The sequence below is a fragment of the Paenibacillus sp. 01T443 genome, from assembly GCF_056398325.1.
Genome location: NZ_JBFTPE010000003.1, coordinates 155,331 through 180,645 on the forward strand (window position 1 = coordinate 155,331; position 25,315 = coordinate 180,645).

The following is a 25,315-nucleotide window of genomic DNA, read 5'->3' on the forward strand; positions in this document are numbered from 1 at the left end:
CACTTTTCCGTAATATCCCATATAGCGATTTTTCGTCGCACATTCTAAGAGATGCTTGAAAGGGGAGAGATGTCATTGAGCTTCATGGATCAGAACCAAAACCAGCCGCAAAATCACAGCATGGGCGGCGGCCGCAGGCCGCCGGAGCTAAAGCCGGGGACATTAAAGAAAATTTTGATTGGCGTAGCCGCGGCAATCGTCGTGATTTACGTAGGATCAACATCCTTCTATACGGTGCAGGAGCAGGAGCGGGCTGCTATTCTTACCTTTGGCAAATACTCGAATGAAACCTCGGCCGGACTTCATTTCAAATGGCCGTATCCGATCCAACAGGTCATTACCGTACCGGCGGAGCTGACCCAGCGGATTCATATCGGCTACCGTCAAGAGGGATCGGAGGCAATTCCGGTCGAYGAGGAAGCGATGATGATTACGGGCGATGAAAACATCGTGTCGGCGGACGCAGTCGTGCAGTGGAAGATCAGCAATATTCACGATTATTTATATAATATCTCGGATGCGGAGCAATTTTTGCGTAATGCCGCTAGCTCTTCGATCCGTGCGGTCATCGGTTCGGAGAAGCTTGATTATGCGATCACGGACGGTAAAACGGTCATTCAAGACAAGGTTCGCGAGAAGCTGATCGAGCTGCAGGCGAAGTATCAGACCGGTATTCAAATTATCGATATTAAGTTCCAGGATATCGAGCCGCCAAGCGGGCAGGTAGCGGAAGCCTTCCGCGAAGTAACGAATGCGCGCGAGGAGAAGAACACGAAAATCAACAATGCCGCGAAATATGAGAATGACCGGATACCGAAAGCGCGCGGCGAGGCGCAGGCTCTTCTGGAAAACGCGGAGGGCCAGAAGAAATCGCGTATCCTGAACGCGGAGGGAGACGTCGCCAAATTCAACGCGATATTCGGCGAGTACAAAAACAATCCGAACGTAACCCAAAGCCGGTTGGTGCTGGAGACGCTGGAGAAAATATTGCCGAATGCCAAAATCTTTATTACGAATTCGAACAGCGATACTGTAAACTATTTGCCTTTAAATGAACTGCTGAAAAGCGGAAGCACTGCTACACCGCCGGCCACGACGCCGCCAGCCGCGGAAGCTCCTAAAGGAGGTGACGCGCAGTGAAAAGAAACCATTGGATAGCGCTTGTCATTGTGCTGGCCGTTGTGATTCTGGGCTCAGGCTCGATGTTTATCGTCAAGGAAGGCGAATACAAGGTTGTGCTTCGGTTCGGCGAGGCGATGAGAGCCGTTCCCGAGCCAGGGTTGAAGTTCAAGCTGCCGTTTATTGAGAATGTATCGACGCTGCCGAAGTACCAAATGACGTACGAGAGCAGTCCGACGACCATACTGACAAAGGATCAGAAGCCGATCGTCGTGGATAACTATACCGTGTGGCGCATTACGAATGCATCGCAGTTTTTGAGAACGGTGCAATCGGTCAGCGGCGGTATACAGCGGATCGATGAAGCGGTGTACAACTCCGTTCGCCGCAAGCTGTCTGAGGTTAATTACGACAACATCATCAGCGAGAATACGGCACGGGGCAATATCAACGACGAGATTACGAAGGATGTCGTGACGGCATTGACGAGAGACAACTATGGTATCGAGGTCATCGACGTCCGTATCAAGCGCACCGATTTGCCGGAGGAGAACAAGCAGAGCGTATATAACCGCATGATCTCTGACCGTCAGTCCATTGCGGCACGCTACTTGTCCGAGGGTGACGAGGAGTCGCGCAAAATAACGTCCAAAGCAGACCGTACCGCGACGGAGCTGCTTGCCCAGGCGCAAGCCGACGCGAAAAAAATCGTCGCGGAAGGCGAGCGTGAAGCTGCTATTATTTATAACAAAGCGTACGGCAGCGATCCGCAGTTCTATAATTTCTACCGGACGTTGGAAAGCTATACGACCACGCTGCAGAATGAGCCGGTCATCATGATTCCAATCGATTCGCCTTATGCAAAAATTTTGTTAGGCCAATAACAATTAATCCCCTTCGCCTTGGCGGAGGGGATTTGTTATTTCTAGGACCTTCGGTTAGTAGAAGGAGCAGTAGAAGGAGCAGTAGAAGTAGAAGTAGAAGTAGAAGTAGAAGTAGAAGTAGAAGTAGAAGTAGAAGGAGCGGTATCGGATATTTTATTTAATTAACATATAATGGAAAGACTTTATAGGTGACGAACCCTACGTTCGAAAAAGGATCTTTTCGCTCAGCATTGACTGCATAGTTTGCAGACGGATAATTAGATGGAATTTCTCCCGTTAATGGAGCGCCATTCAGTCGTGTATAAGAAATAGATGGATTTTCTCCTGATAATTTAAATTGTTTTATCTAAAAACCCCTGTTTTCCTTGAATTAGATGGAGGAATTCCAGCTAAGTGCCTAAACTAATCAATCACTTTCATATTAGAAGGAGAAATTCCATCTATATTGAGTTAGTTAATTGAAAAAGGCTAGAAACAATTCATATTATAAAAAGGTGACTCTAAAGGCTCCGTGCCTTAAGGAGCCACCTTTTTGTTTTAGGGGCTTTTTCAATTGATAAGTTTCTGTCTCGGAAAACACTCCCTCCATAACCGAAAAGAAAGAAGTCTAATCTGCCATGTTAGATCCCGCAGCTGGAGCGCTTCTCTACATTGCAGAAACTGCAATAGAAACCTGACATGACGCTCAACTGGAGAAGCTGCGCTGCAGTTAATACAGTAGAAACGACTCCTATCCCCTGTAAAACCTCTAAAATTGACGATGCTATTGTACAAACTGCATTGTAGAGCAGGCTCAGGCACTGCAGGTAAGGATTCTGTTGCACAAACTACATTGTAAAGTGAAAGATGTCTCTTCGAAAGGGAAGCTGCTGTACAAGCTCTAATGTAAGAGGGAGATGTCCTCATCAGTAGTGAAGCTGCTTAGAAGTCCTAATGTATGTGGGAGATGTCTCTGGAATAGAGAATCTGCTGTACAAGCTCGAATATAAAGCGAGAGATGTCTCAGCAGTAGTGAAGTTGCTTACAAGCACTAATGTAAGAGGGAGATTTCTCTTCAGAAGTGAAGCTGCTTACAAGTTCTAATGTAAGTGGAGATGTCTCTGGAATAGAGAATCTGCTGTACAAGCTCGAATGTAAAGCGTGAGATGTCTCATCAGTAGTGAAGCTGCTTACAAGTTCTAATGTAAGTAGAGATGTCTGGAAAAGAGAATCTGCTATACAAGCTCGAATGTAAAGCGTGAGATGTCTCATCAGTAGTGAATTTGCTTACATGCCTTATGTAACTGGGAGATATTTTTTGAATAGAGTAGCTGCTGTAAAAGCTCCAAGTAGTATAAGTGTTTTGGCGCCGCAGTCGAACGGATGCCGTCTATCGTTTCAAATTGGTTGCGAAACCTGCTAAAATCTTGCATTTGTGTTGCTTGTAGATCCCTTGGAATCCTTTAAAGTTAAAGTTGTGGAAAGTTAAACCGTTATCGTGCGAGAAAATGGTAGCGCTTTATTCGGTTGCTGCAGAATGATTGGGGATCGATTACAGAACTAGGGGAGTGACTAAGATTGAGCAGAGCAAGCAGTGTACGTAGGGGCATGAGCATAATTTTGGTGTTTTGTATGGTTTTTGGACTTTTTGCGGGTTTCCCTATGTCGGCTGTCCATGCGGCAGGAGCGGCAATTGCCGTGCCGAATGGAAGCTTTGAGAGCGATTTGGAGTCTTGGGAGACGAGCTTTACTCCGGCTGAGGGCACGACGCCCATCTCGATTCAAGGGAGCTGGATTCCGGCTGGCGGGGGCACGAAAAGACTGGACTATTGGAGCGCTGGCGCCTATACGGCAAATACGCATCAGACATTAACAGGCTTGACGAACGGCTCGTATACGCTGTCCGCATGGGTGGAGCGGGGAGCAGGCTTTAACGAAAGTTATCTGTATGCCAAAAACACGGGGCTTGCGGAGGTAAAACTTGATGTGCCGGTAGGCAGCTCGTGGGTACAAATCAGTATGCCTGTCACTGTTGCGAACAATCAACTGACGATCGGCTTTTATGCGGATGGCAAGGCATCTGCCAGCAATTACATGGGCGTCGATCTGGTTACACTCGAACTAGATGAAGCAGCACCAGCCAAGGCGCTTGCAAATGCTAGCTTTGAAAGCGGTTTAACCGGCTGGGAGACGAGCTTCGGACCCGAGAGCAGCACGACGCCCATCGCAATCCAATCTGGCTGGTCGCCAGAGAACGGCGGAACTAACCGTTTAAATTACTGGAGTGCAAGCGCTTATACCGCGAATACGTTTCAGACGGTAACGGGCTTGGAGAACGGGACCTATACACTGACGGCGTGGATTGCAAGAAGCGACGGCTTTGCAGAGAGCTATATGTACGCCAAAAATACGGGAAGAGCAGAGGCGAAGGTAACGATTCCGGTCAGCTCCTCCTCATGGACCAAAATCAGCCTGCCGGTTATCGTTGAGAATAACAGCGCAACCATTGGCTTTTATGCGGACGGGGGAGCAGATAAATGGCTGGGCGTCGACTTGGTTTCATTGGTTAAAGAGGATGAAGTTGAGCTGGAGCCAGTCGGCGTGGCTATAGAAAACCGAAGCTTTCAAGCGGAGGGCCAGTCACAGGTAATCAGCTCCTGGTCGGAGGATGGAGATGCTGAGGCTTCCTTCACGGATGCTCCCGGCTACTTGAGCAGCAGCAGCTTGAATCATTCGTCTGACAGCGATTATCGGGTATCGACCTACCAAACGCTGACAGGCTTGGAGAACGGATATTACACGCTGACGGCTTGGGCGCAAAATAGCGGCGGCCAGCAGGCCAGCTACCTGTACGGCCGGGACACCGGCACTTCGGAAGCTAGAGCAGCGCTGCCGATCAGCAGTGAGTGGACGAAGGTTTATTTGAGAGGCATCCATGTCACGAACGGCACAGCAACAATCGGCTTATATTCGGACGCCAAAGCAGGCGAATTTGCAAGGCTGGATGTCGTTGAACTCGTAAAGGACGACAAACCTTACCGATTCCTTAAAGGTGGGGACGTATCCGAGCTCACCTATGTGGAATCACAGGGCGGCAAGTTTTACGACAGCAGCGGCAACGAAAAGGATCTTTTCCAAATTTTAAAAGAGAATGGCCACGACATCGTACGCCTGCGCGTGTACAATGACCCCGGCAAAGGGCATGGCGACGGCAGCTACTACCGGCCGGCCAGCATTATGGATAAAGCAGACATCCTGAAGCTTGCGAAGCGGGCTAAGGCTGCAGGACTGCAAATCCAGCTGTCGTTCCACTACAGTGATTATTGGACGAACGGCGCTACGCATAACATCCCGAACGAATGGCAAACGGCAATCAGCGGCCTCGCAACGGAAGCCGAAAAGGTAAATAGGCTGGAGCAGCTATTGCGTGCCTATACGCTTGATGTCATGACGGCGATGGTGAATCAAGGAACGGCGCCTGAATTCGTTTCATTAGGCAACGAGATGCAATCGGGCATTCTGTTTCCTTACGGCAGAGCCTCTGGTGACAATTGGGCCAATTTAGCGCGATTCCTGCAAGCAGGGGCAGAAGCGGTCAAGCAGGCCTCTTCGCAGTCAAAAGTCATTCTGCATTTGGATGATGCGGGAAATACAAGCAAATATGAAAGCTTTTTTGACCAGATCGAGGCAAGAAATGTCGATTACGATATTATCGGACCGTCGTATTATCCATTTTGGACGGATAATACGATTGAACAAATCGTGGCATTTTGCAACTATTTCAGTCAAAAATACGATAAAGACATCATGATCATGGAAACCGGCTATAACTGGAATCCGACGCTTCCAAACGGAACAATCGGCCAACTGAACGACAATGGCCCTTATCCTGCGGACACGAGCTCCCCGCAAGGGCAAAAGGAATTTATGATTAATTTGTTCAACGGCTTAAAAAGCGTGGAGAACGGCAGAGTCATCGGGGATTTGTACTGGGATCCGATCATGATCGCGGTGCCAGGCGTAGGCTGGGCGATCAAGGAAATCGACGATCAGCCTGACCTGAACGTTGTATCGAATACGACGCTGTTTGATTTTAACGGGCAGGCGCTGCCCTCTCATGATGTCTACAAGCAAAATACGGAGGGCACGACCGTAGGGCATATTTCCGGTGTCGTCCGCGGCTCGCAGGGCAAGGCGATCGCTCATGCAACAATCGAAGCAACAGCGGGCAGCTCAACTTATACAATCAAATCCGATGCAGAAGGCAATTATTTCATTCCGGATTTGCCTGTTGGCATATCGTATGAAATTGCCGGATCCAAAAATGGCTACCAGCAAGGGCAGTTGACCGTAAATCTTGCGCAAGCAGGAGAGTTTACGGCGAATCAGAACGTGACATTGATTGGCGGCTCCATTACGGGATCTGTGAAGGATCAGAACAATCATGCTGCCGCATCAGTGAAAGTGAGTGCGATTATTGAAGGCGTTGCGTACAGCGCTCTTACCGATCAAGCAGGGCAATATAGGCTTGCCGATTTACCAGCCGTTTCGAACGTAACCGTCAAGGCGGAAATTGAGGGATATGAGGCCGGCGAAGCAAACGACGTCGCAGTTGCCATCGGTGAAACGACCTCATCCGTTGATTTAACTGTTACATTGAATTCGGGTACGATAACGGGAACAGTAATAGGCAGTGACCTTGCACCGATTGCCGAGGCGGAGGTGAGTGTGACCGCAGGAGGCAAAAGCTATTCCGCGGAAACGAATCAAGCGGGCGAATATACGCTGGCAAACGTGCCTGCTGGAACCAATTACAAGGTAACGGCAATGAAGACCGGTTACTTAAACGGCGAGTCGCCAGCGGTTACCGTTATGGTCGGCCAAACGACAAGCAGCGTTCAGGTGACATTAACCATTAACCTAGGTTCGATTACCGGAATCGTTAGTGCCAGTGCGTATGCTCCTGTTGAAGGAGCAACGGTCACAGCGGTTAAGGGAGAAAAAACATACTCGGCGCAAACCGATGCTTCCGGGAAATACGTGCTTTCGGATGTGCTCGGCGGTAGCGGTTATACGGTTACGGCAAGCAAAGCCGGATATATGAACGGCTCGGTCTCTGCGGTAACGGTAACGGCGATGACTGAAACAACAGCTGTCACCTTGAAGCTGGGCACGCTGATTCCGCTCGTGAATGCCGGATTCGAGACGCAGGGCGCAAGTAAATATACGATTCCCGGCTGGACGATAACTGGAACGGAGAATGGAACCTATACCCAAACGCATGCGAGTTCAAAGGATGGCCGCTATGTCTTCTCGAATTGGCTCGCCGGCGCGTACACTTCTGATGCGAATCAGACGGTTACGGGACTTGCGAATGGCTACTATACGGTATCAGCCTGGTTCTACAATGGCGGCGACCAAAAGGAATATTACATGTATGCCAAGGACGCAAGCGGTGAGCTGGCACGGCTGGATATTCCCAAGTCGAACGCAATGACCGAATACAGCATGAATGTGCTGGTGAAGCAAGGTGAGCTGACGATAGGCTTCTATGCCGATGCAAATGCAGGAAACTGGGTAAACGTTGATATGGTCACGTTAGGATATTTAGGAGCTGGAAGCGGAGCGATTACGGGTACTGTAACGGATGAGGCAGGCGGAATGCTAGCAGAAGCCAGCGTGAACGTGACGGTTAGCGGAATCGAGTATTCGGCGATAACGAATCAGGCAGGAGAGTTCAGCTTGCCGGATGTGCCAGTCGGTGCAGGCTATTCGGTTACGGCAAACAAAGCCGGGTATCAGACGAACTCTGCAGCAGGCATAAACGTTGTCGATAAGCAGGCGACTGCTGGAGTAACGATCGTACTGGCGGCTGAGGCGGTAGAACCTACCCCGTCGCCAACGCCGACCCCGGGGCCGGAAGCTACGCCAGCACCGACAATGCAGACGATAAAGGTGGATTTGAAGCAAGGTGCAAAAAATGAGGCTGAGCAAACGGTCACGCTGAATGTTCTACCGTCAGCGGCAGGAACGGGAATGCTTATTGAAATTCCTGCGCAGCAGATTACAGAGGCGGCAGCCGAAGAGCTGAAGGCCATCATTGTGGACACTGGAATGGCAACGATATCGCTTGCGCCGAGCATGTTCAAGGCGCACATTCATTCTGCCTCAGGCAGCGTCCAGCTCTTGGTTGCAGAAGCAGACAAAGCCTTATTGCCAAGCGAAATGAAAAAGGCGATTGGCAATCATACGGTTATCGATTTTAATCTAACCGTCGATGGCAAGAAAATCGCTCAATTCGAACCGAATACGGTCAAGGTTGAGCTGCCTTACAAGCTGCAGCAGGGCGAGGATCCGTATAACGTCATTGTTTATTACATCGGCGATGACGGGAAGCTGGAGATCGTTAGAAATGCCATTTACCAACATGATAAAGGGACGATTACATTTAGCCCGGCGCATTTCAGCAAATATGCGGCGATCTACAAAGAAACCCTGTTTACGGATCTCGAAAGCGCGGCATGGGCGCAGCAAAGCATTGGATTCCTGACGGCAAGAGGGATCATCAACGGCTTTGAGGATGTAACCTACAAGCCGTCTGCCTCCGTAACGAGAGCACAATTCGTTCAGATGCTGATGAACGTATTGGACGTGAAAGCAGAACGCGGTGATTCTGGCTTTACGGATGTAAAGGCGGATGCATGGTACGCTTCTTCCATTGCAGCTGCGCATAAGCTCGGCATTGTGAAGGGCAAGACAGATGGAAGCTTTGGCGTGCAGGATGAGATTAGCCGCGAGGAAATGGCCGTTCTTCTTTATCGTGCGGCACTCGCGGTTAACGCGAGGCTAGAAGGGCAAGAAAACGGAGCCGATTTCTCCGATGAGCTGCAAATTTCCGCTTATGCGAAGGAAGCGGTGAAAGAACTGCAGCAAACCGGTCTTATTAGCGGAATGGGGCAAGGGAAGTTTGCGCCGCAAGGAAATGCGACGAGAGCGCAGGCAGCGGTTATTTTAGAGAGAATGTATCGCCTTATTTATTAAAATATAAGAAAGTATAAAATTCAACCTTATACGTTGCTTATATTTCACCGCGAAACGAGCTTTTACCGCCAAGGACGGCGTCAGCCGTTTACGCTTGAATCGTTTTACGAAAAGGACGCTTCCATTCCGGAAGCGTCCTTTTCGCTTTAAATATAAGAAAGTAAAATTATCAGCCTTATATGATGCTTAAATTTCACCGTGAAACGGGCTTTTGCCTACAAGAACGGCGTCAGCCGGTTACTTTTTTCCTTCAGCCGCGTAATCAACCCTTCAGCTTACTGCGGTAATCGGAGGGAGAGGAGCCGATGATTTTTTTGAATAAACGGGAGAAGTAGTAAGGATCGCTCAAGCCGAGAGATATGCTGATTTCCTTGATGCTGTTGTCCGTCAAATCCAGCAGCTGGCATGCTCTTTGCATTTTGAGACGTAAATAATAATCAATCGGAGCAAAGCCGGTCGCCTGCTTGAAGAGATGGTTAAGATGCTGCTTGGAGACGCGTGTATGGGCAACAAGCCCGTCAATGGTCATGTCCATTTCAAGCCGCTCCTGCATGTATAGGATCGCTTGCTCGATATACGCCTGCGTCTTGGCCTCCTGCTTTCTGCGCGGAATGAGCCCGATGAAGCTAAGCAAATAGCGCATCGTGTGCGAGACATGGATTTGATGCGAAGCTGAATAGGCTTTGGCCGACAACAGGTCATAGCATTGATGGAACAGCTCTCTGATTTTCTCGGAATCGGTTAAGGAGAGCCGGAGCGGACCGGCATCGAGACCGCTGCTCTGGATGAGTGCACCGACCTGCTCCCCATTCAGGTGAAACCAGTAAATGCTCCATGGATCGGTTTCGTCCGCGCCGTATACATGCGGCGTGTTCGGCGGGATAACGGCAAGGGTTTGCTCGGTCAGCTGAAAACTGCTTTGGCCAGCAAGTTTAATCCAGCCTTGCCCGCCTACGCAGAAAATCAAAATATGGGAATCACAACCTGCTGGACGCTCGCGATAGTGGCTTTTAGCACGTGGATAGTAGCCGATATCGGTAATATATGTATCGCGAATTAAAGGCTGGGCGATCATTTCGTTTAGCTGGTATTGCGGCAGCACGATGATTTTTTCGTCATTGAAGCCTTCCATTTTTTTAGGAATAGGACTCGGACCTCCTTTTTTGAGCCTATGCGTATTTTACATTCCCGGCTTCCAAAATTCAAGCAGATTGGAGTTTAAAAATCAGAGTATCATCCATCATGAACAGCGGATAATCAATGGCAAGCGAGGCTCCTCTCCAGTAAGGTATAGCTATAGGATCGTTAACTAACCAAAGGGAGTGAGCGGATTGAATACTAATGAAGAACGATCGCGCGTATGGGAGGAAATTGTGCAAATCCCGACATACGGCGTAGGCAAACCCGATAAAAACCCGATGTTTTTGGAAAAACGCGTCTATCAGGGCAGCTCTGGCCGCGTTTATCCGCATCCAGTTATCGATAAGATTGATGATGAGAAAGCACCAAAGTCTTATAAAATGGCCATTGTTGAAAACGAATATTTACGCATTGAAATTATGCCGGAGATTGGCGGACGCATTTACCGGGCCATAGACAAAACGAATCAATATGATTTCGTCTATTACAACCAGGTCATCAAGCCGGCTCTTGTCGGATTAGCCGGTCCATGGATTTCGGGCGGCATTGAATTCAACTGGCCCCAGCATCATCGCCCGAATACGTTTGGACCCGTCGAATACCGTTTAGAGGAAAAGGAAGATGGCAGTGCTACGGTTTGGGTGAGCGAGATCGACCGCATGTATGGAACGAAGGTGACAGCGGGCTTTACGCTGCATCCGGGAAAGGCTTATTTGGAAATCCATGCCCAGCTGTACAATCGGACACCGGAGCCCCAAACCTTCCTATGGTGGGCAAACCCGGCCGTTGCGGTCAACGACCATACGCAATCGGTGTTTCCACCCGATGTCACCGCCGTATTCGACCATGGCAAGAGAGATGTATCGAAGTTCCCGATTGCCACAGGCACTTACTACAAAATGGATTATTCGGAAGGCGTCGATATTTCGAGGTATAAGAACATTCCGGTACCGACTTCGTATATGGCTTACAAATCGGATTACAATTTCGTCGGCGGCTACGATCATTTGATGCAAGCGGGTCTGCTGCATGTGGCCAACCACCATATTTCACCCGGCAAGAAGCAATGGACGTGGGGGAACGGTGAATTCGGACAGGCGTGGGACCGCAGCCTAACGGACGAGGACGGCCCGTATATCGAGCTGATGACCGGCGTTTATACTGACAATCAACCAGACTTTACATGGCTGAAGCCTTATGAAGAAAAATCGTTTAAACAATACTTTATGCCCTACAAAAATATCGGCGTCGTCAAAAACGCCACCATCGAAGCGGCTGTCAACCTCGAGGTTGATCAGCAAGCGAGGACTGCGACCCTACAGGCTTATACGACCTCCGATTGCCGGGCGGCTACGGTTGAGCTGAAGAGCAAACGCAGAAATTACGTGCTGGAGACAGCGGATCTGTCTCCAAGTATAACGTTTACTTCGATCGTTCCGCTGCATGCAGATGATCAAGAACATGATTTGAGGCTTACGTTGAAGGATGCCGCCGGACGCGTGCTCGTCAGCTACCAGCCGAAGAAGCCCAGCATTGAAGAAATGCCGGAAGCGGCGAAGCCGCTGCCAGAGCCGCAGGAGCTCAAAACAAATGAGGAGCTGTATCTTGCCGGCCTGCATTTGGAGCAGTACCGCCATGCGACGTTTGAGCCGGAAGCGTATTACTTAGAAGGGCTGAAGCGCGATGAGTCCGACGCGCGCATCAATGTCGCTTACGGAACGCTGCTTCTGCGCAGAGGGTTGTTTCAGCAAAGCGAGGCTTATTTCCGCAAGGCAATCAGCCGTTTGACCTGGCGAAATCCGAATCCGTATGACAGTGAAGCCTATTATCAGCTTGGCGTGTCGCTAAAGCTTCAAGGCCGATTGGAGGAGGCGTTCGCCGCGTTATACAAATCGGTATGGTCAGCTGCCTGGCAGGATAGCGGATATTTTTCTCTTGCTCAAATTGCTGCGGAAAGAGGCTCTTATGAGGAAGCGCTAGAACTAACAGAGCATTCCTTAATTAGAAATTCCCGCAACTACAAAGCAAGGGATTTGAAAACGGCGATGCTGCGCAGGCTTGGCAGATTGGATGCTGCGATTGATTTTGCGTCGGAAACACTCAAGTTTGATATTGCCGACTTCGGCGCATACAACGAATTGTACTTGGCATATAAGGAATCTGGGAACGAAGCTGGCGCAAGAAAGACGCTTGAGAATTTGCAGTCGCTAATGCGCGAAGATGCCCACAACCATATTGCGCTGGCATCGGATTATGCTGGAGCAGGCCTATACGCTGAAGCGATCCGGGTACTGCATTTCATAGCGCCAAATGATGAGGCGGATGCGTATCCCATGGTTCATTACACGCTCGCCTACTGCTATGCAAAACAAAATCTAACGGAACAGGCGGATCGCTATTTGACGGCAGGAAATAAAGCAAATCCGGACTATTGTTTCCCTAACAGCCTTTTTGATCTTCTTGTGCTGCAAAATGCTGTCGAAGCGCGTCCGGCGGAGGCCAAAGCACTTTATTTCCTGGGTAATTTCTACTACGACAAAAAACGCCATTCGGAAGCTGCTGCCCTCTGGGAAAGCTCTATTGCGAACGATCCTGCTTTCCCGGTGGCGCACCGCAACTTAGCGCTTGCCTATTTTAACAAGCTGAACAAAGCAGAAAAAGCGCGCAGCTCGCTTGAAACAGCCTTTGCTTGCGATCAGACTGATGCACGCGTGTTTTATGAGTTGGATCAGCTGTACAAGAAAATAGATCTTGGGGCGGAGCAAAGATTGGCGCTTCTGCAGCAGCATATGGCGCTTGTTCAAACGAGGGACGATCTGTACTTGGAATATGTGACGCTGCACAATCTTCTGGAGAGGCATGAGGAGGCGCTTGGGCTGCTTGCTGCACGCAGGTTCCATCCTTGGGAAGGCGGCGAAGGCAAAACATTGGGGCAATATGTGCTTGCTCTCGTTGAGCTTGCGAAGAAAAAGCTTGCGGAGCAGCAGTACGAGGAAGCGGCAAGACTGCTTAAACTGGCCTTAATAAATCCCGAAAATCTCGGCGAAGCCAAGCTGGCGGGCGCACAGGAGAACAACGTGTATTATTATCTCGGCTGCGCATACGAGGCACTTGGAGAAACTGCGGAAGCAAAAGCGGCGTTCAAGACAGCGTCGGAGGGACTGGAGGAGCCGGCAAGCGCGATGTATTACAACGACCAGCCGCCGGAGATGATCTTCTATCAAGGCTTAGCATGGTTAAAGATGGCTAACGGAAAAGAAGCCAAGCGCCGTTTCAATAAGCTCATTGATTTTGCCGAGAAACATTTGTTCGACGATGTCAAAATAGATTATTTTGCCGTATCGCTGCCTGATTTTCTCGTATTTGATGAGGATTTGAACAAACGAAACGTGATCCACTGCCGCTTTATGATGGGACTTGGCCATCTGGGGCTGGGTCAACTGCAGGATGCAGCCGAGCAATTCGAACTTGCCATCGCGATGGATCGCGGCCACCAAGGTGCAGCTATTCATAAGCGCATGTGCAAATAAATAGAAGCGCGATATCCATCGGGAACTTTCGATGGATATTGTACGTTCATTTTAAACGAAAAGGGATGAAAAACGGATATGCCCATACGAATGACGACGGGTTTAGCGGAGGACTGGCAGTTTCAAACGGATCCTGCTGGCAATGGCATGGAAGAAAAATGGTTCGCATGCGGCTTGCCTGACGCACGAAGTGTTAAGATTCCGCATACATGGAACGTCGAACGAGGTTTTGAGGAGTATAGAGGACTTGCTTGGTACAGTTATGAATTACAGATTGCAAAGGAATGGCAGGGACAAACGATTCGCCTGCAGTTCGATGCGGTTTACCGGGATGCCGTCATCTGGGTAAACGGGAAGCAGGCAGGCGCACATCATCATTCGGGTTACACGACATTCATAATAGATATCTCCGCTTATGTGTCATTTGGTCAGTCCAACCGACTTGTCGTTTCCGTTAATAACAAAAATAGCGAGTTGGCGCTGCCGATCCGAAACAGCTTTGACTGGGCGGATGACGGCGGGATCATTCGAGGCGTATCCATGATCGTAACAGGAGCAGTTGCTATCGACTATGCGATGGTGGATGCCATTCCGATTTTCTCCGGTGCCGACCACTCGGTACAAGAAGGCATAATCAAGGGCGGGATAAAGCTGTGGAATGCGGCGATAGCAGAGAAACAACCCATTACGGTGATGCTGTCCGTATGGCGGAAAGAGAAGCTAATCGTAAGCGACCGGTATGATACGTATGCGCAGGATGGCTTGCTTCTGCTGAAGGAGCTGCTTATTGAACGGCCGGAGCTATGGCATTTTGACCATCCCAATCTCTATAACATCCAAATTACGCTCATGGCAGAAGGGGTTGAAACAGATCAGTTGAGCATCAATGCAGGCTTTCGCGAGATCAAAGCCGCTGGTCATCAGCTGCTGCTAAATCGTGAGCCGGTCCGTCTGATGGGCGTGGAATGGATGCCTGGCTCCCACCCGGACAAAGGCATGGCGGAGTCTGAGGCGGATCTCATTAAAGTGCTGGAGAAAATCAAGAATGCGAACTGCGTTATTACCAGATTCCATTGGCAGCAGGACAGCCGTCTGCTGGACTGGTGCGATCGAAACGGGCTTCTTGTGCAGGAGGAAATTCCGCACTGGCAGCAGCCCGGCGAGCCGGATGAAAGCTTGCTTCCTATCGCCAAGCAGCATGCGGAGGAGATGATCCTTAGGCATTACAATCATCCGTCGATCTATGCCTGGGGCATGGGCAATGAAGTGAACGGCCAGGACGAGCGTACGATTAGCTATATGAAACAGTTGAAACAGTATATGGTAACGCTTGACGGGAATCGGTTCATTAATTACGTGAGCAACTCGGTTCATTTCAAGCCGGAGAGCGACGCGACAGGAGCAGGGGACCTGCTGATGTGGAATGATTATATCGGAACCTGGCATGGCGATTTGGATATGAAGGAGGTCATTCACAGCATGGATGCCGCTTATCCGGATAAGCCTCTTGTCGTTGCGGAGTATGGCTTATGTGAGCCGGCATTCCCAGGCGGAGATGAAAGGCGCATCGGCATTTTGCTGGAGAAGACCGGGGAATACCGCAAGCATGAGGGGATTGCGGCGCTTATATTTTTCAGCCTCAATGATTACCGTACGCAAATGGGAGAAGAAGGTGAAGGGAGATTGCGGCAAAGGGTTCACGGCACGACGGACGTATACGGCGAGCCTAAGCCTTCTTATCAAACGCTTCGCGCCATTGGCGCCCCGATTGCCGTGAAGCATGCTTTGCTTGATAAGGACCGAGCGCTGAATGTTGTTTTGTCCGTCCGCGACGATATTCCAAGGCATGCGGTCAGCGGGTATGTGTTCACGCTTGTCCATCCGGACGGAAGCGGCAGCGTGCATGAAATCCCATCTCTGGACGCCGGGGAGGATTGGTGCCTGATCATTCCCGAGGGCAGGATATCGGCTGAAGGCGGGCTTTCTTTCAATATTAGCCGTCCTACCGGCTTTTCCGTGATGGATGGCAAACTGCATATAACGGCAGTAGAATAACCGCAAGGATCTAAGTGGTTGCATAAGCAACCATAATGTTGTGAATATACCCTATAATGGCTGCTGGCGGTTTGTTACGATAACAGGGAATACCATCTTGATAGATTGGAGAGGTACAAATTGTTTATTCCCTTCGAAGCAAGAAGACTGTCAGATTGGAACATCTATTCAAGCAGCAGCCAAGAGACCGCGAGCATTTTGTTTGACGGCCAGACGTCTGTAGAATATCTCAACATAGAAAAGACAACCGCGTACCGTTTCGTCGTTTCGCAAACCATAAAGCAGTTAGAGCCGGGCTATTATACGTTAACCGCCATAATCAAAAACGGTGGGGGGCAGCAAAAATGCTACATTTACGCTGACGCTGCGAACGGCGAAATTAGGCTGACCAGCCTGCCGGTCTCGTCCGAGTGGTTGGAGGTAATCGTTCGAGGCATCGAGGTTAGGGAAGGTGAATGCACAATCGGTCTTTATACCGAAGCGGCTGGCGGGAATTGGTGCAGCATACATTCTTTTGAGCTGGTGCGCAGCGACCGTTCCTACGAGATGCTAAAGGGCGGCGATATCTCCGAGCTGCCTCGCATTGAAGAAAACGGCGGTATTTACAGGGACCAGCATGAACCGAAGGACGGTCTTGCGATTTTGAAGGCGTACGGCCACAATATCGTTCGGATCCGGCTTTATAACGATCCAGGTAATCCTGATTTTTGGCCTTCTAACCAGCTGGATGAGCGAGGGTACCAGAATGAGGAGCGAACGCTTGCTTTGGCTAAGCGCGCGAAGGAGCAAGGCTTCCAAATACAATTTTCGTTTCATTACAGCGATTATTGGACAAACGGGGCGGCGCAGCACAAGCCCCATGCCTGGGAGGGTCTTGCTTTTGATGAGCTTAAAGAGGCTTTGTATCAGTATACCCGCGCGTTTATGGAACGCTTGGTCAGTCAAGGTACCGCACCGGAATACGTATCGTTAGGCAATGAAATTCAAGGCGGTATCTGTTATCCGGATGGATCTGTGGCCAATTGGCCGCAGCTCGCAGAGCTGCTGAAGGCAGGCTATCGTGGGGTGAAGGAAGTATCGGATCAGAGCAAGGTGGTCATTCATCTAGACGGCGCGACCGAGGATGCAAAGTATGAGCAGTTTTTTGGCAACTGCGAGCGTTATGGCGTGCCTTACGATATTATCGGACCCTCGTATTATCCATTTTGGACGCAGGCTTCGGTTCAGCAGCTCGTTGAGTTTTGCAACAAGCTCGTTCAAAGATTCGATAAGGATATTCTCTTAATGGAAACGGGCTTCAACTGGAACAGGGCAACATGCAGCGGAATGAGGGGGCAGTTGGAGAACAACGGGCCCGAGCCATATGAAAGCACGCCGGAAGGACAACGGGATTTTCTATACGCCTTGATGAACGGAATCAAACAGGTGGAGCAGGGAAGATGCCTCGGCGTTCTTTACTGGGATCCGGTCATGATTTACGTACCGGGCGTCGGTTGGCAAAAGGATGCTCCGAATGTCGTCGATAATACAACGTTGTTTGATTTTGACGGAAACGCGCTGCCTGCGATGTTTGCTTACAAATACAACAATTAATCGATTTTGATTTTGCTGTTTATTATAGGAGGAATAGTTCTCATGACTACGTATTCGCTTACGCTTGATGGCCCCAATAAAGAGATTAAGCCAGGCAAGCTGGCAGGCAGCAAAGGCTCGAACCCGAAGGGGGAAAGCTTTGGCTTTACGAATTTTCACATGCTGCGCAATGAACAGCCGATTATTCCGGTCGTTGGCGAATTTCATTTTTCGCGTTTTTCTTATTTGCACTGGGAGGAAGAGCTGCTGAAAATGAAAGCTGGCGGCGTGAACATCATCGCTACCTATATTTTCTGGAACTATCATGAGGAAGAAGAAGGCATCTTCAATTGGAACGAAAACCGTAATTTGCGCCATTTCGTGGATCTGTGCGCCAAGCATGAGCTGCCGCTTGTACTGCGGATTGGGCCGTTTTGCCACGGTGAGGTAAGAAATGGCGGCATTCCGGACTGGGTATTCGGCAAGCCGCTTGAAATCCGTACGAATGATGAATTGTATTTATTTTACGCGAAGCGTCTCTACCGTCAAATTGCTAAGCAGGTCAAAGGCTCCTTGTTTGCGGAAGGCGGGCCGGTCATCGCGGTTCAGCTGGAGAACGAGTATATGCACTGTGGAGCGCCACTCGATTCTTGGGGGTATAAGACAGGCGTATTTATGTCCTCCGGCAAAGGCGGAAACGAGCATTTGGCTGAGCTTCGCCGAATCGCGGAGGAAGTAGGCATTACGCCAATGTTCTTTACGGCGACCGCATGGGGCGGCGCTGCCGTGCCGGAGTCGGACACGCTGCCGATGCTGGCAGGTTATGCCTATACGCCATGGATTCCGAACCAGCCGCCGAGCGGCGAGTATATTTACCGCGACCTGCATGTGAAGCCGTCCGAGGAGGTCAATTACGATACGCTTGATTATCCGGTTGCGTATTGCGAAATGGCGGGCGGCATGCAGGTCAGCTATACGGCCCGTCCAAATGTCAGCCCGGAGAGCGTGGAGGCGATGACGCTCGTCAAGCTGGCAAGCGGCAGCAATCTGCTCGGCTATTACATGTATCACGGCGGCTCCAACCCGGTAGGCAAGCATGGTTATTTGAATGAATACGGCCTTCCGAAAATCACTTATGATTACCAATCCCCGCTTGGCGAGTTCGGGCGTGTCGGCAAATCCTATGACCGTATCCGCTCCTTGTCATTGTTTATGGACGCATTCGGATCGATTTTGGCGCCCATGGGAACGGTGCTGCCGGAAGGGCAGTCTGCTATTCACCCGGAGGATACGGAATCACTGCGCTGGTGCGTACGCCAGAAGGACGGCTCCGGCTTCCTGTTCCTAAACAATTTCCAGGATCATCTCGAGCTTCCTGATCGCGAGGGCATCCGAATCGAGCTGGATACGGAACAAGGGAAGGTCGCATTCCCACATACGGGTACTTTAACTTTGAAGCAGGACGTATGCGCTGTTCTGCCGTTCAATCTTGAGATTGAGGGAGCGCTGATTGTGAGCGCAACCGTTCAACCTTTAACCAAGCTGAATGTGGACGGACAGCCGGTTCTCGTCTTTTATGCGCAGCCGTCGCTTGTGCCGGAGCTTGTGTTCAGCCGCTCGAGCGTCGCGGCTGTATCGCTCGAATCCGCAGAGGCTGCCATCGATGAGAAAACCATCGTCGTTCGGCCGCAAATCGGCCGTGAGCATGCTTTTACAGCGGTGCTAGCGAACGGCAGCAAGGTGCAAATCCTTGTGCTGTCAAGGAAGGAAGCTCTTAATACCTATAAGTTCCGCTTATGGGGCGAGGATAGACTTGTGATGAGCGAAAGCCGTCTATACGCAAAGGATGAGCGCCTCGTTTCTACCTCAGAAGGACAAGCACGCTGGAGCGTATCGATTTGTCCCGCGCTGCCGGAGCACGCACTTCTATCTAGTCAGGGTACGGTTCAAACGAAGCAACAGGGAATGTTCCAAACCTACGAGATCGAGGTTCCAGTCTATGCGCCGACGATAAAAGTGAGTAAAAAGGAGGAGCGAAGCGCGCTCGTTGAGCTGGATATCAACTGGCCCAGCCAGGTATCAGATGTGTTCCTGCAAGTGGAATACGACGGCGACGTAGCCGGCGCTTACTTGGATAACCGCTTGCTCACGGACCACATACATTACGGCGAGGCCTGGCCGATCGGTTTAAAGCAGTTCAAGGACGATTTGGAGAACAAACAGCTGCATCTGTCAATCACGCCTTTGCGCAAAGGCACGGTGCATACGTTCGTAAACCAAGCATTGGTGGAAAGGTTTGAAGGCGTCGAGATAGCGATATTCCACAGGATCGAGCCGATTCCTTATTACACAACGGCATTGTTTAAATCATTTGGTTAAGAGGAACTGTCAAAGAGGGAAGCTGGAGCGGAGCGAGCAGATCGTTCTGGAGAAACGGAGTGTTCGCCTTTGCAGCCGGATTCTTACCCTTTAGGGGCTAAGAAAATTCAAAGAATCTGGCTGCAACAGCGATCGGAAGAATGATCTGCCCGCGCAGTTAAAAGAACAAAACCGGAATTTCGGGAGAAACCCCGAAACTCTGGTTTTTTTTGCGGGAATAAGGCTATCCTTTTTGAATGAGTTGCGAAAACATTGTATTTGTTTTGATTTTACAGGTTGATATATCCTAAGTGTCCACGTATGGTGGAAAGGGCGAAAAAATTCGCTATATAGCTGCCCATAGAACATCCTGTAGAGGTGCGAAGCCATCATGCCGAAAATAAATCTATTTACCAAAATCGTCGCCCTGATCATCATTATGCTGACGCCGATTCTGCTCCTTTATTTTTATTCCAACAAGACAAGCACGGATGTCCTTCGCGAGGAGCTTAATAAGTCGAACACGAACCAGCTTGTTTTTTTTCAAAACGAAGTCAATACGACGATCGATTCCATGGCGCTGTGGCCTGACCTGCTTATCCAGGACCCCGATATTTCATCCCTTCGCGACTTTTTCATCGAAACGAATGAGCTGAGCCTGAACACGATAACGCTAATCAAACGGATCCAAACGAAGCTTGCCATTCAGCAAAACTCATCAAAATGGCGCAGCAGCCTGCATATTTATTCGCCGATTATTCATCGGGATATTTCCGATCGCGACGCAGTTCAATATGACGATGCGGATTTGAAAAAAAGATTGAAGCCCGGCTGGCAAGTGAAAGTGGTTAATAATGGACAGAGCGAGCAGTTCGTTTTTTCCCGGTATGCGGTAACCCCGTATTCGAGCTATTTGGATCCGAGCGGCTCCAACTTGATTATTGAGGTTCAGTTCGACAGCTCGAATATTAAGGACATGCTGGACAAGTTCAAGAGCGGCGGACGTAGAGAGCCTTTTTACTATATGGAAGATGTGGGAATCATCTATAACCGTTCGGTGGATAAGGAATTGACGAATCAGGTACTCATGCATCTGAAGTCAGAGCCGCTGAAGGATATGGAGAGCCGGACGGTTCAAGTAGGGGAAGAAAAATATTTGGTCAATATCGTTAAGTCGGAAACGATGGGCTGGCATTTGATTGACTATATTCCGATATCCGAAATCATCCGGCCGATTCAAAAAACCAATCAATTATTTTATGTTTCCATGGCAGCCCTGCTGCTGCTTTGCTGTATTGCGGCCTATCTCTTATACGCGCAGGTGCAGGTGCCGATCAAGCGTCTCGTCATCGGTTTCCAAAAGCTGAAAAACGGGGATTATTCGGTACGGATGAAGCCGCGCGGCAGGAGCGAATTCGGCTTTTTGTATACGCGCTTCAACTTGATGGTAGCCCAAATCCAAGAGCTGTTCGAAACGGTCTATTTGGAAAAAATCCATGTGCGGGAGGCTCGTCTAAAACAGCTGCAGTCGCAAATCAATCCGCATTTCTTTTATAATTGTTTTTCGTTCATATCGAGTATGGCTAAATTGGAGAAAAACGAAGCAGTCGTCGCCATGTCCCATCATTTATCGAACTATTACCGGTATACGACAAGGCAGGAGCGTGATCTTGTAGCCTTATCGGAGGAAATAAATTTCGTAACGAGCTATTTGGAAATTCAGAAGATGCGAATGGCGAGACTGAATTATTCCATTCATTTACCGTCGGAGATGCTTCACTTAGAGATTCCGCCGCTGATGCTGCAGCCGCTTGTGGAGAATGCGGTTATTCATGGCATTGAAGCTTGGTCGGATGCTTCGGTCATCCAAATTACAGGTGAGTGGCATGAGGATGGGGCCAGGCTGATCGTTGAGGATGACGGCAAGGGGATGAGCGCAGAGGATATCCTGATTCTTCAGCACAAAATGCAGCATCAAATGGATGAGCAGATGGGCTGCGGGCTTTGGAATGTGCATCAGCGCATGCATCTGCGCTTCCGTGGAAACGCAGGTGTTAGCTTCTCATCATCCAATCTTGGAGGATTAAAGGTCACGATTACATGGTCAACAGCTTAGAGAAAGAGGGGAATTCCGATGATTGAAATTCTATTAATCGATGATGAGTCTTATGTAACCGGGAGCTTGGAGAAAACGATCCCATGGTCTTCAATCGGCGTGAAGAGCGTCTATCAGGCGGCGTCCGCCTTCGAAGCGCTGGAGCTGCTGGAGGAGAATGCGATCGACATTGTCGTAACCGACATCGCGATGCCGGAAATGAACGGACTGGAGCTCGTTCAGGAAATCGGCCAGCGCTGGCCGCATATCAAATGTGTCTTATTGACGGGCCATTCCGATTTTGAATATGCCAAGAAGGCGGTTCAACTGCAAGCCTTCGATTATATATTGAAGCCGGTGAATGATGATGAATTCGTCAAGACCGTATCAGGCGCAATCGAGGCGTTAAAGGATGAATGGGAACAGGCAGAGAAGTATCAGCAGCTGCTGTATGACCGCAAATCTGATTTCAAGGTGCTTCGCGCCAATTTTATGGTGGATCTTGTGCTGGGCAGGCAGCTTTCCCCGAAAACGATCAAGGAGAAGCTGACGCAATATGAGATCCCGCTTGTGATGGAGCGCCCTACCGTCATGATGCTTGTTCAGCTAGGCAAGCAATTTTCCCATTTGGATTATAGCTCCGCCTCGTTGATGGAATTTGCGGTCGGCAATATCGCAGAGGAATCGTTCGCGAACCATTTTAACGTCTGGCACTGCAAGGCGCCGCATGAATACTTGCTTATTATGGTACAGCCAAGGTATGAGGCGGGTGAGAAATTCGATTACAGCGCAGAAAATCGCAGCTTGCGCAAAACGAATCTAGTGGATGCGACGAAAAAGCTTCGCGGCAACGTCAGTAACTATCTCAAGGGCGAGATTTCGATTGTCGTAACGGATTGGTTCGAATTTCCTGAATCGATTACGACGGCTTACCGCGCGGGGCTTGGCGCAATGTTCATGATAGCAAACGAGGAGCAGCATTCGGTTCATTTTCTCGAGGACCGGGTGAGCAAGGATCATATGTTCGTGAAATCGATGGAAACCCTGTACAAGCCGCCGACGATGATTACGCTGCTGGAATCGAAGCGCTGGGATGCGGTGGCGCAGAAAATCAAAGATGTGTTTGCTGATCTGAAACAAACCAGATATTCACGTGAGCATCTTTACGAGGTATATCTGGCGCTGACCAACGCCTTTATGTACATTGCACATAGACAAGGACAATATGTATCGCAAATTAACGAGCTTGGCATCGATTTTATTCTGGATCAGACGATGGTCCTATCTCCTGACCGTCTGGAAGAGTGGTCGATCGGCGTGCTGAACAAGCTGCAGACCGAGCTTTCGGTGAATGAGGAAAGCGCCAAAAGCTTCATTGTGAAGCAGGTACAGGAAATCGTGGCGACTAATCTGAGCCAGGATACGACGGTCAAAACGATCGCGGACCGTGTATTTTTGCATCCGGTATACCTCTCTAAGGTATTTAAAGCGGAAACGGGAGAAAGCTTAAGCGAATGGATCATCGGCATGAAGATGGAGCGGGCGCTATATTTGCTCAAAAACACAAACAAGAAGATYTATGAAATCACAAGCGAGCTGGGCTATCAGAATCCGCAATATTTCAGTAAAACATTCAAAAAATATTACGGTATGACGCCTCAGGAGTTCCGAGAGCAGTAAATGGTTGCAAAAGGTGCTGATATGTTCGCATTGTGTCATAGGCTGGGGCTGCTGCCCATCCTATAATTAAACTTGTAGAACATAATCATGAGGGGGATTACAATGAGTACGAAAACAAAAAAACGGTTTACGTTTGCAATTTGTATGCTGCTGATCGTCTCTGCCATCGTCGGCTGCTCGAACAGCGGCAATAAAGCGGAGCCGTCTAATACAGCGAATGGCAATGCCGCCGCGGGCAATGCGGAAAACCCTTACAAAGAGAAATATGATCCGCCGGTTACCATCTCCACGGTATGGGGAGTCGATCCTGCGCTTACGTTCCGCGAGGGTGAGACGATCGAAAACAACGTGGCAACGAAATGGGCGCTCGATACACTTGGTATTAAAGTTGAATCGCTTTGGTCGGTAACGGATACAAACGGTGCGTTTGCGACAAAAATGCGTCTTGCGATGTCTTCCGGTCAAAAAATGCCTGATGTAGCTGTTATCGGAGACAAGCTGCTTGCGCAGGATCTCATTGATTCCGGCATGTTCCAAGACGCGGGCGCGCTTTTCGATAAATACGCGAGCGAGAAATGGAAAGCAGCTATGAACCTTGACCCAACCGTTTGGAACTCTTATATCAAAGACGGCAAACGTATTGGTATTCCGGTTCTTGACTACGCGTACAACAGTGATTATATGCTTTGGATCCGTCAAGATTGGCTGGATAAACTGAAGCTGGAAGCTCCAAAAACGATTGCGGAGCTTGAAACCGTAATGGAAGCCTTTAAGAACAACAATCCGCAAGGACTGGCACCGGACAAAGTCGTTCCGCTAAGCGTCGGCTTTAAAACGTCGATGAACACTTGGATGGGCGACCCGTCATGGGTATTCGGCGCATACGGCACATTGCCTTCGCAGTGGAACCTCGCAGCCGACGGCACATTGGAATACGGCTCTACAAACGCTGGCATCAAGCAAGGCCTCGTGAAGCTGAAGGAATGGCGCGACAAAGGCTATATCCCGAAAGAAGCGGCGCTATGGGACGAGAACAAAACATCTGAACCGGCAGTTGCCGGGACGGCAGGTATTATCCCTGGACCTTACTGGATGAGCGGCTGGCCATTGCTGGATACTGCCAAAAACGTTGAGGGTGCAGTATGGAAGCCTTATGCGATTCCTACAGGCGAAGACGGCACGGCAATGCGTCACGGTACGCATTTTGTAAACGGCGTTATTCTGATTAACAAAGATATGAAAAATCCTGAAGCATTCTTTACTTATGAGAATTATCTGTTTGAAAATCTGGCTGATCCGCAACCAGGCAGCCCGTTCGAGCTAGGCGCTTTCGAAGGTTATGATTACGCGCTTGATGCAAGCGGCAAGCCTTTGTATTTGGATGATGTGCCGGGCGGCGCAATCACGGCTCCGCTCCGCTACTTCATCGTACGTGACGGCGCTCGTATTCCTGATGCGCAGTTTAAAGCATTGCTTAACCTGGCAGAAGGCAAGGAAGCAACAACGACGCGCGAGAAAGAAGTCGTTGCGCAATACGGACCGCAAACCGCTCTTGCTGCTACTGTCGTAATGGAGCAAGAGGCGATCTCCAAAAAAGATATGTTTGTAGGTCCATCCACAAAAACAATGAAATCGCGCATGGATTATTTGAAGAAAATCGAAGCGCAAACGTTCAACGAAATCATTTACGGCGCGAAGCCGGCAGAAGCCTTCGATGAGTTCGTGAAGAGCTGGAAATCTTCCGGCGGCGACGATATTACGAAGGAAGTAAATGAGTGGTATTCGAGCGTAGCAAAATAGTGTAAGCAATAAGAATGCGGTCCCTAGGGGACCGCATTTTTTTTGAAATATAAGAAAGTATA

11 protein-coding genes are annotated in these 25,315 nt (G+C 49.6%); 10 read left to right on the plus strand and 1 reads right to left on the minus strand.

The features are described 5' to 3' along the window. The first annotated feature begins 84 nt into the window (after positions 1 to 84). The 3 genes from hflK (at position 85) to AC1DLI_RS05250 (ending at position 9,023) form a co-directional block, all read left to right on the plus strand. A complete protein-coding gene (gene hflK / locus AC1DLI_RS05240; protein WP_477600652.1) occupies positions 85 to 1,140 on the plus strand; it encodes an FtsH protease activity modulator HflK in 1,056 nt (351 codons plus the stop codon). Next, positions 1,137 to 2,003, plus strand: a complete 867-nt coding sequence (gene hflC / locus AC1DLI_RS05245; protein ID WP_364146783.1) for a protease modulator HflC — start codon at positions 1,137 to 1,139, stop codon at positions 2,001 to 2,003. The genes hflK and hflC overlap by 4 nt, the downstream gene beginning before the upstream one ends. Positions 2,004 to 3,590: 1,587 nt before the next feature. Then, positions 3,591 to 9,023 carry a glycosyl hydrolase 53 family protein gene (locus AC1DLI_RS05250; RefSeq protein ID WP_477600301.1) on the plus strand — a complete coding sequence of 1,811 codons (5,433 nt, stop codon included), beginning with the start codon at positions 3,591 to 3,593 and terminating at the stop codon, positions 9,021 to 9,023. Positions 9,024 to 9,285: 262 nt separating this feature from the next. On the opposite strand, the gene AC1DLI_RS05255 is transcribed toward AC1DLI_RS05250, so the two are convergent. Further along, on the minus strand, positions 9,286 to 10,155 hold the full coding sequence (locus AC1DLI_RS05255; protein WP_477600303.1) for a helix-turn-helix domain-containing protein: 870 nt from the start codon (positions 10,153 to 10,155) through the stop codon (positions 9,286 to 9,288). A gap of 199 nt (positions 10,156 to 10,354) precedes the next feature. Between AC1DLI_RS05255 and AC1DLI_RS05260 the strand changes: the two genes are divergently transcribed. The 7 genes from AC1DLI_RS05260 (at position 10,355) to AC1DLI_RS05290 (ending at position 25,253) form a co-directional block, all read left to right on the plus strand. Continuing rightward, complete coding sequence (locus AC1DLI_RS05260) at positions 10,355 to 13,693, plus strand: tetratricopeptide repeat protein (protein WP_477600305.1); 3,339 nt, start codon at positions 10,355 to 10,357, stop codon at positions 13,691 to 13,693. 78 nt (positions 13,694 to 13,771) lie between these two features. Then, positions 13,772 to 15,748: a glycoside hydrolase family 2 protein gene (locus tag AC1DLI_RS05265; RefSeq protein WP_477600307.1), complete on the plus strand. Its 1,977-nt coding sequence runs from the start codon at positions 13,772 to 13,774 to the stop codon at positions 15,746 to 15,748. A gap of 120 nt (positions 15,749 to 15,868) precedes the next feature. Then, positions 15,869 to 17,341 carry a glycoside hydrolase family 53 protein gene (locus AC1DLI_RS05270; RefSeq protein WP_477600309.1) on the plus strand — a complete coding sequence of 491 codons (1,473 nt, stop codon included), beginning with the start codon at positions 15,869 to 15,871 and terminating at the stop codon, positions 17,339 to 17,341. A gap of 42 nt (positions 17,342 to 17,383) precedes the next feature. Beyond that, a complete protein-coding gene (locus AC1DLI_RS05275) occupies positions 17,384 to 19,699 on the plus strand; it encodes a beta-galactosidase (RefSeq protein ID WP_477600311.1) in 2,316 nt (771 codons plus the stop codon). Between the two features lie 370 nt (positions 19,700 to 20,069). Then, positions 20,070 to 21,794 carry a sensor histidine kinase gene (locus AC1DLI_RS05280; protein WP_477600313.1) on the plus strand — a complete coding sequence of 575 codons (1,725 nt, stop codon included), beginning with the start codon at positions 20,070 to 20,072 and terminating at the stop codon, positions 21,792 to 21,794. Between the two features lie 18 nt (positions 21,795 to 21,812). Beyond that, entirely contained in the window at positions 21,813 to 23,453 is a 1,641-nt protein-coding gene (locus AC1DLI_RS05285; RefSeq protein ID WP_477600315.1) for a response regulator transcription factor, read from the plus strand. Between the two features lie 102 nt (positions 23,454 to 23,555). Next, positions 23,556 to 25,253 carry a type 2 periplasmic-binding domain-containing protein gene (locus AC1DLI_RS05290; protein ID WP_477600317.1) on the plus strand — a complete coding sequence of 566 codons (1,698 nt, stop codon included), beginning with the start codon at positions 23,556 to 23,558 and terminating at the stop codon, positions 25,251 to 25,253. Positions 25,254 to 25,315: the final 62 nt, after the last annotated feature.

Coding starts and splice junctions, on each gene's coding strand:
- AC1DLI_RS05265 (WP_477600307.1), top strand. CDS start 13,772: ATGCCCATACGAATGACGACGGGTTTAGCGGAGGACTGGCAGTTTCAA.
- AC1DLI_RS05250 (WP_477600301.1), top strand. CDS start 3,591: ATGAGCATAATTTTGGTGTTTTGTATGGTTTTTGGACTTTTTGCGGGT.
- AC1DLI_RS05275 (WP_477600311.1), top strand. CDS start 17,384: ATGACTACGTATTCGCTTACGCTTGATGGCCCCAATAAAGAGATTAAG.
- AC1DLI_RS05255 (WP_477600303.1), bottom strand. CDS start 10,155: ATGGAAGGCTTCAATGACGAAAAAATCATCGTGCTGCCGCAATACCAG.
- AC1DLI_RS05290 (WP_477600317.1), top strand. CDS start 23,556: ATGAGTACGAAAACAAAAAAACGGTTTACGTTTGCAATTTGTATGCTG.
- AC1DLI_RS05280 (WP_477600313.1), top strand. CDS start 20,070: ATGCCGAAAATAAATCTATTTACCAAAATCGTCGCCCTGATCATCATT.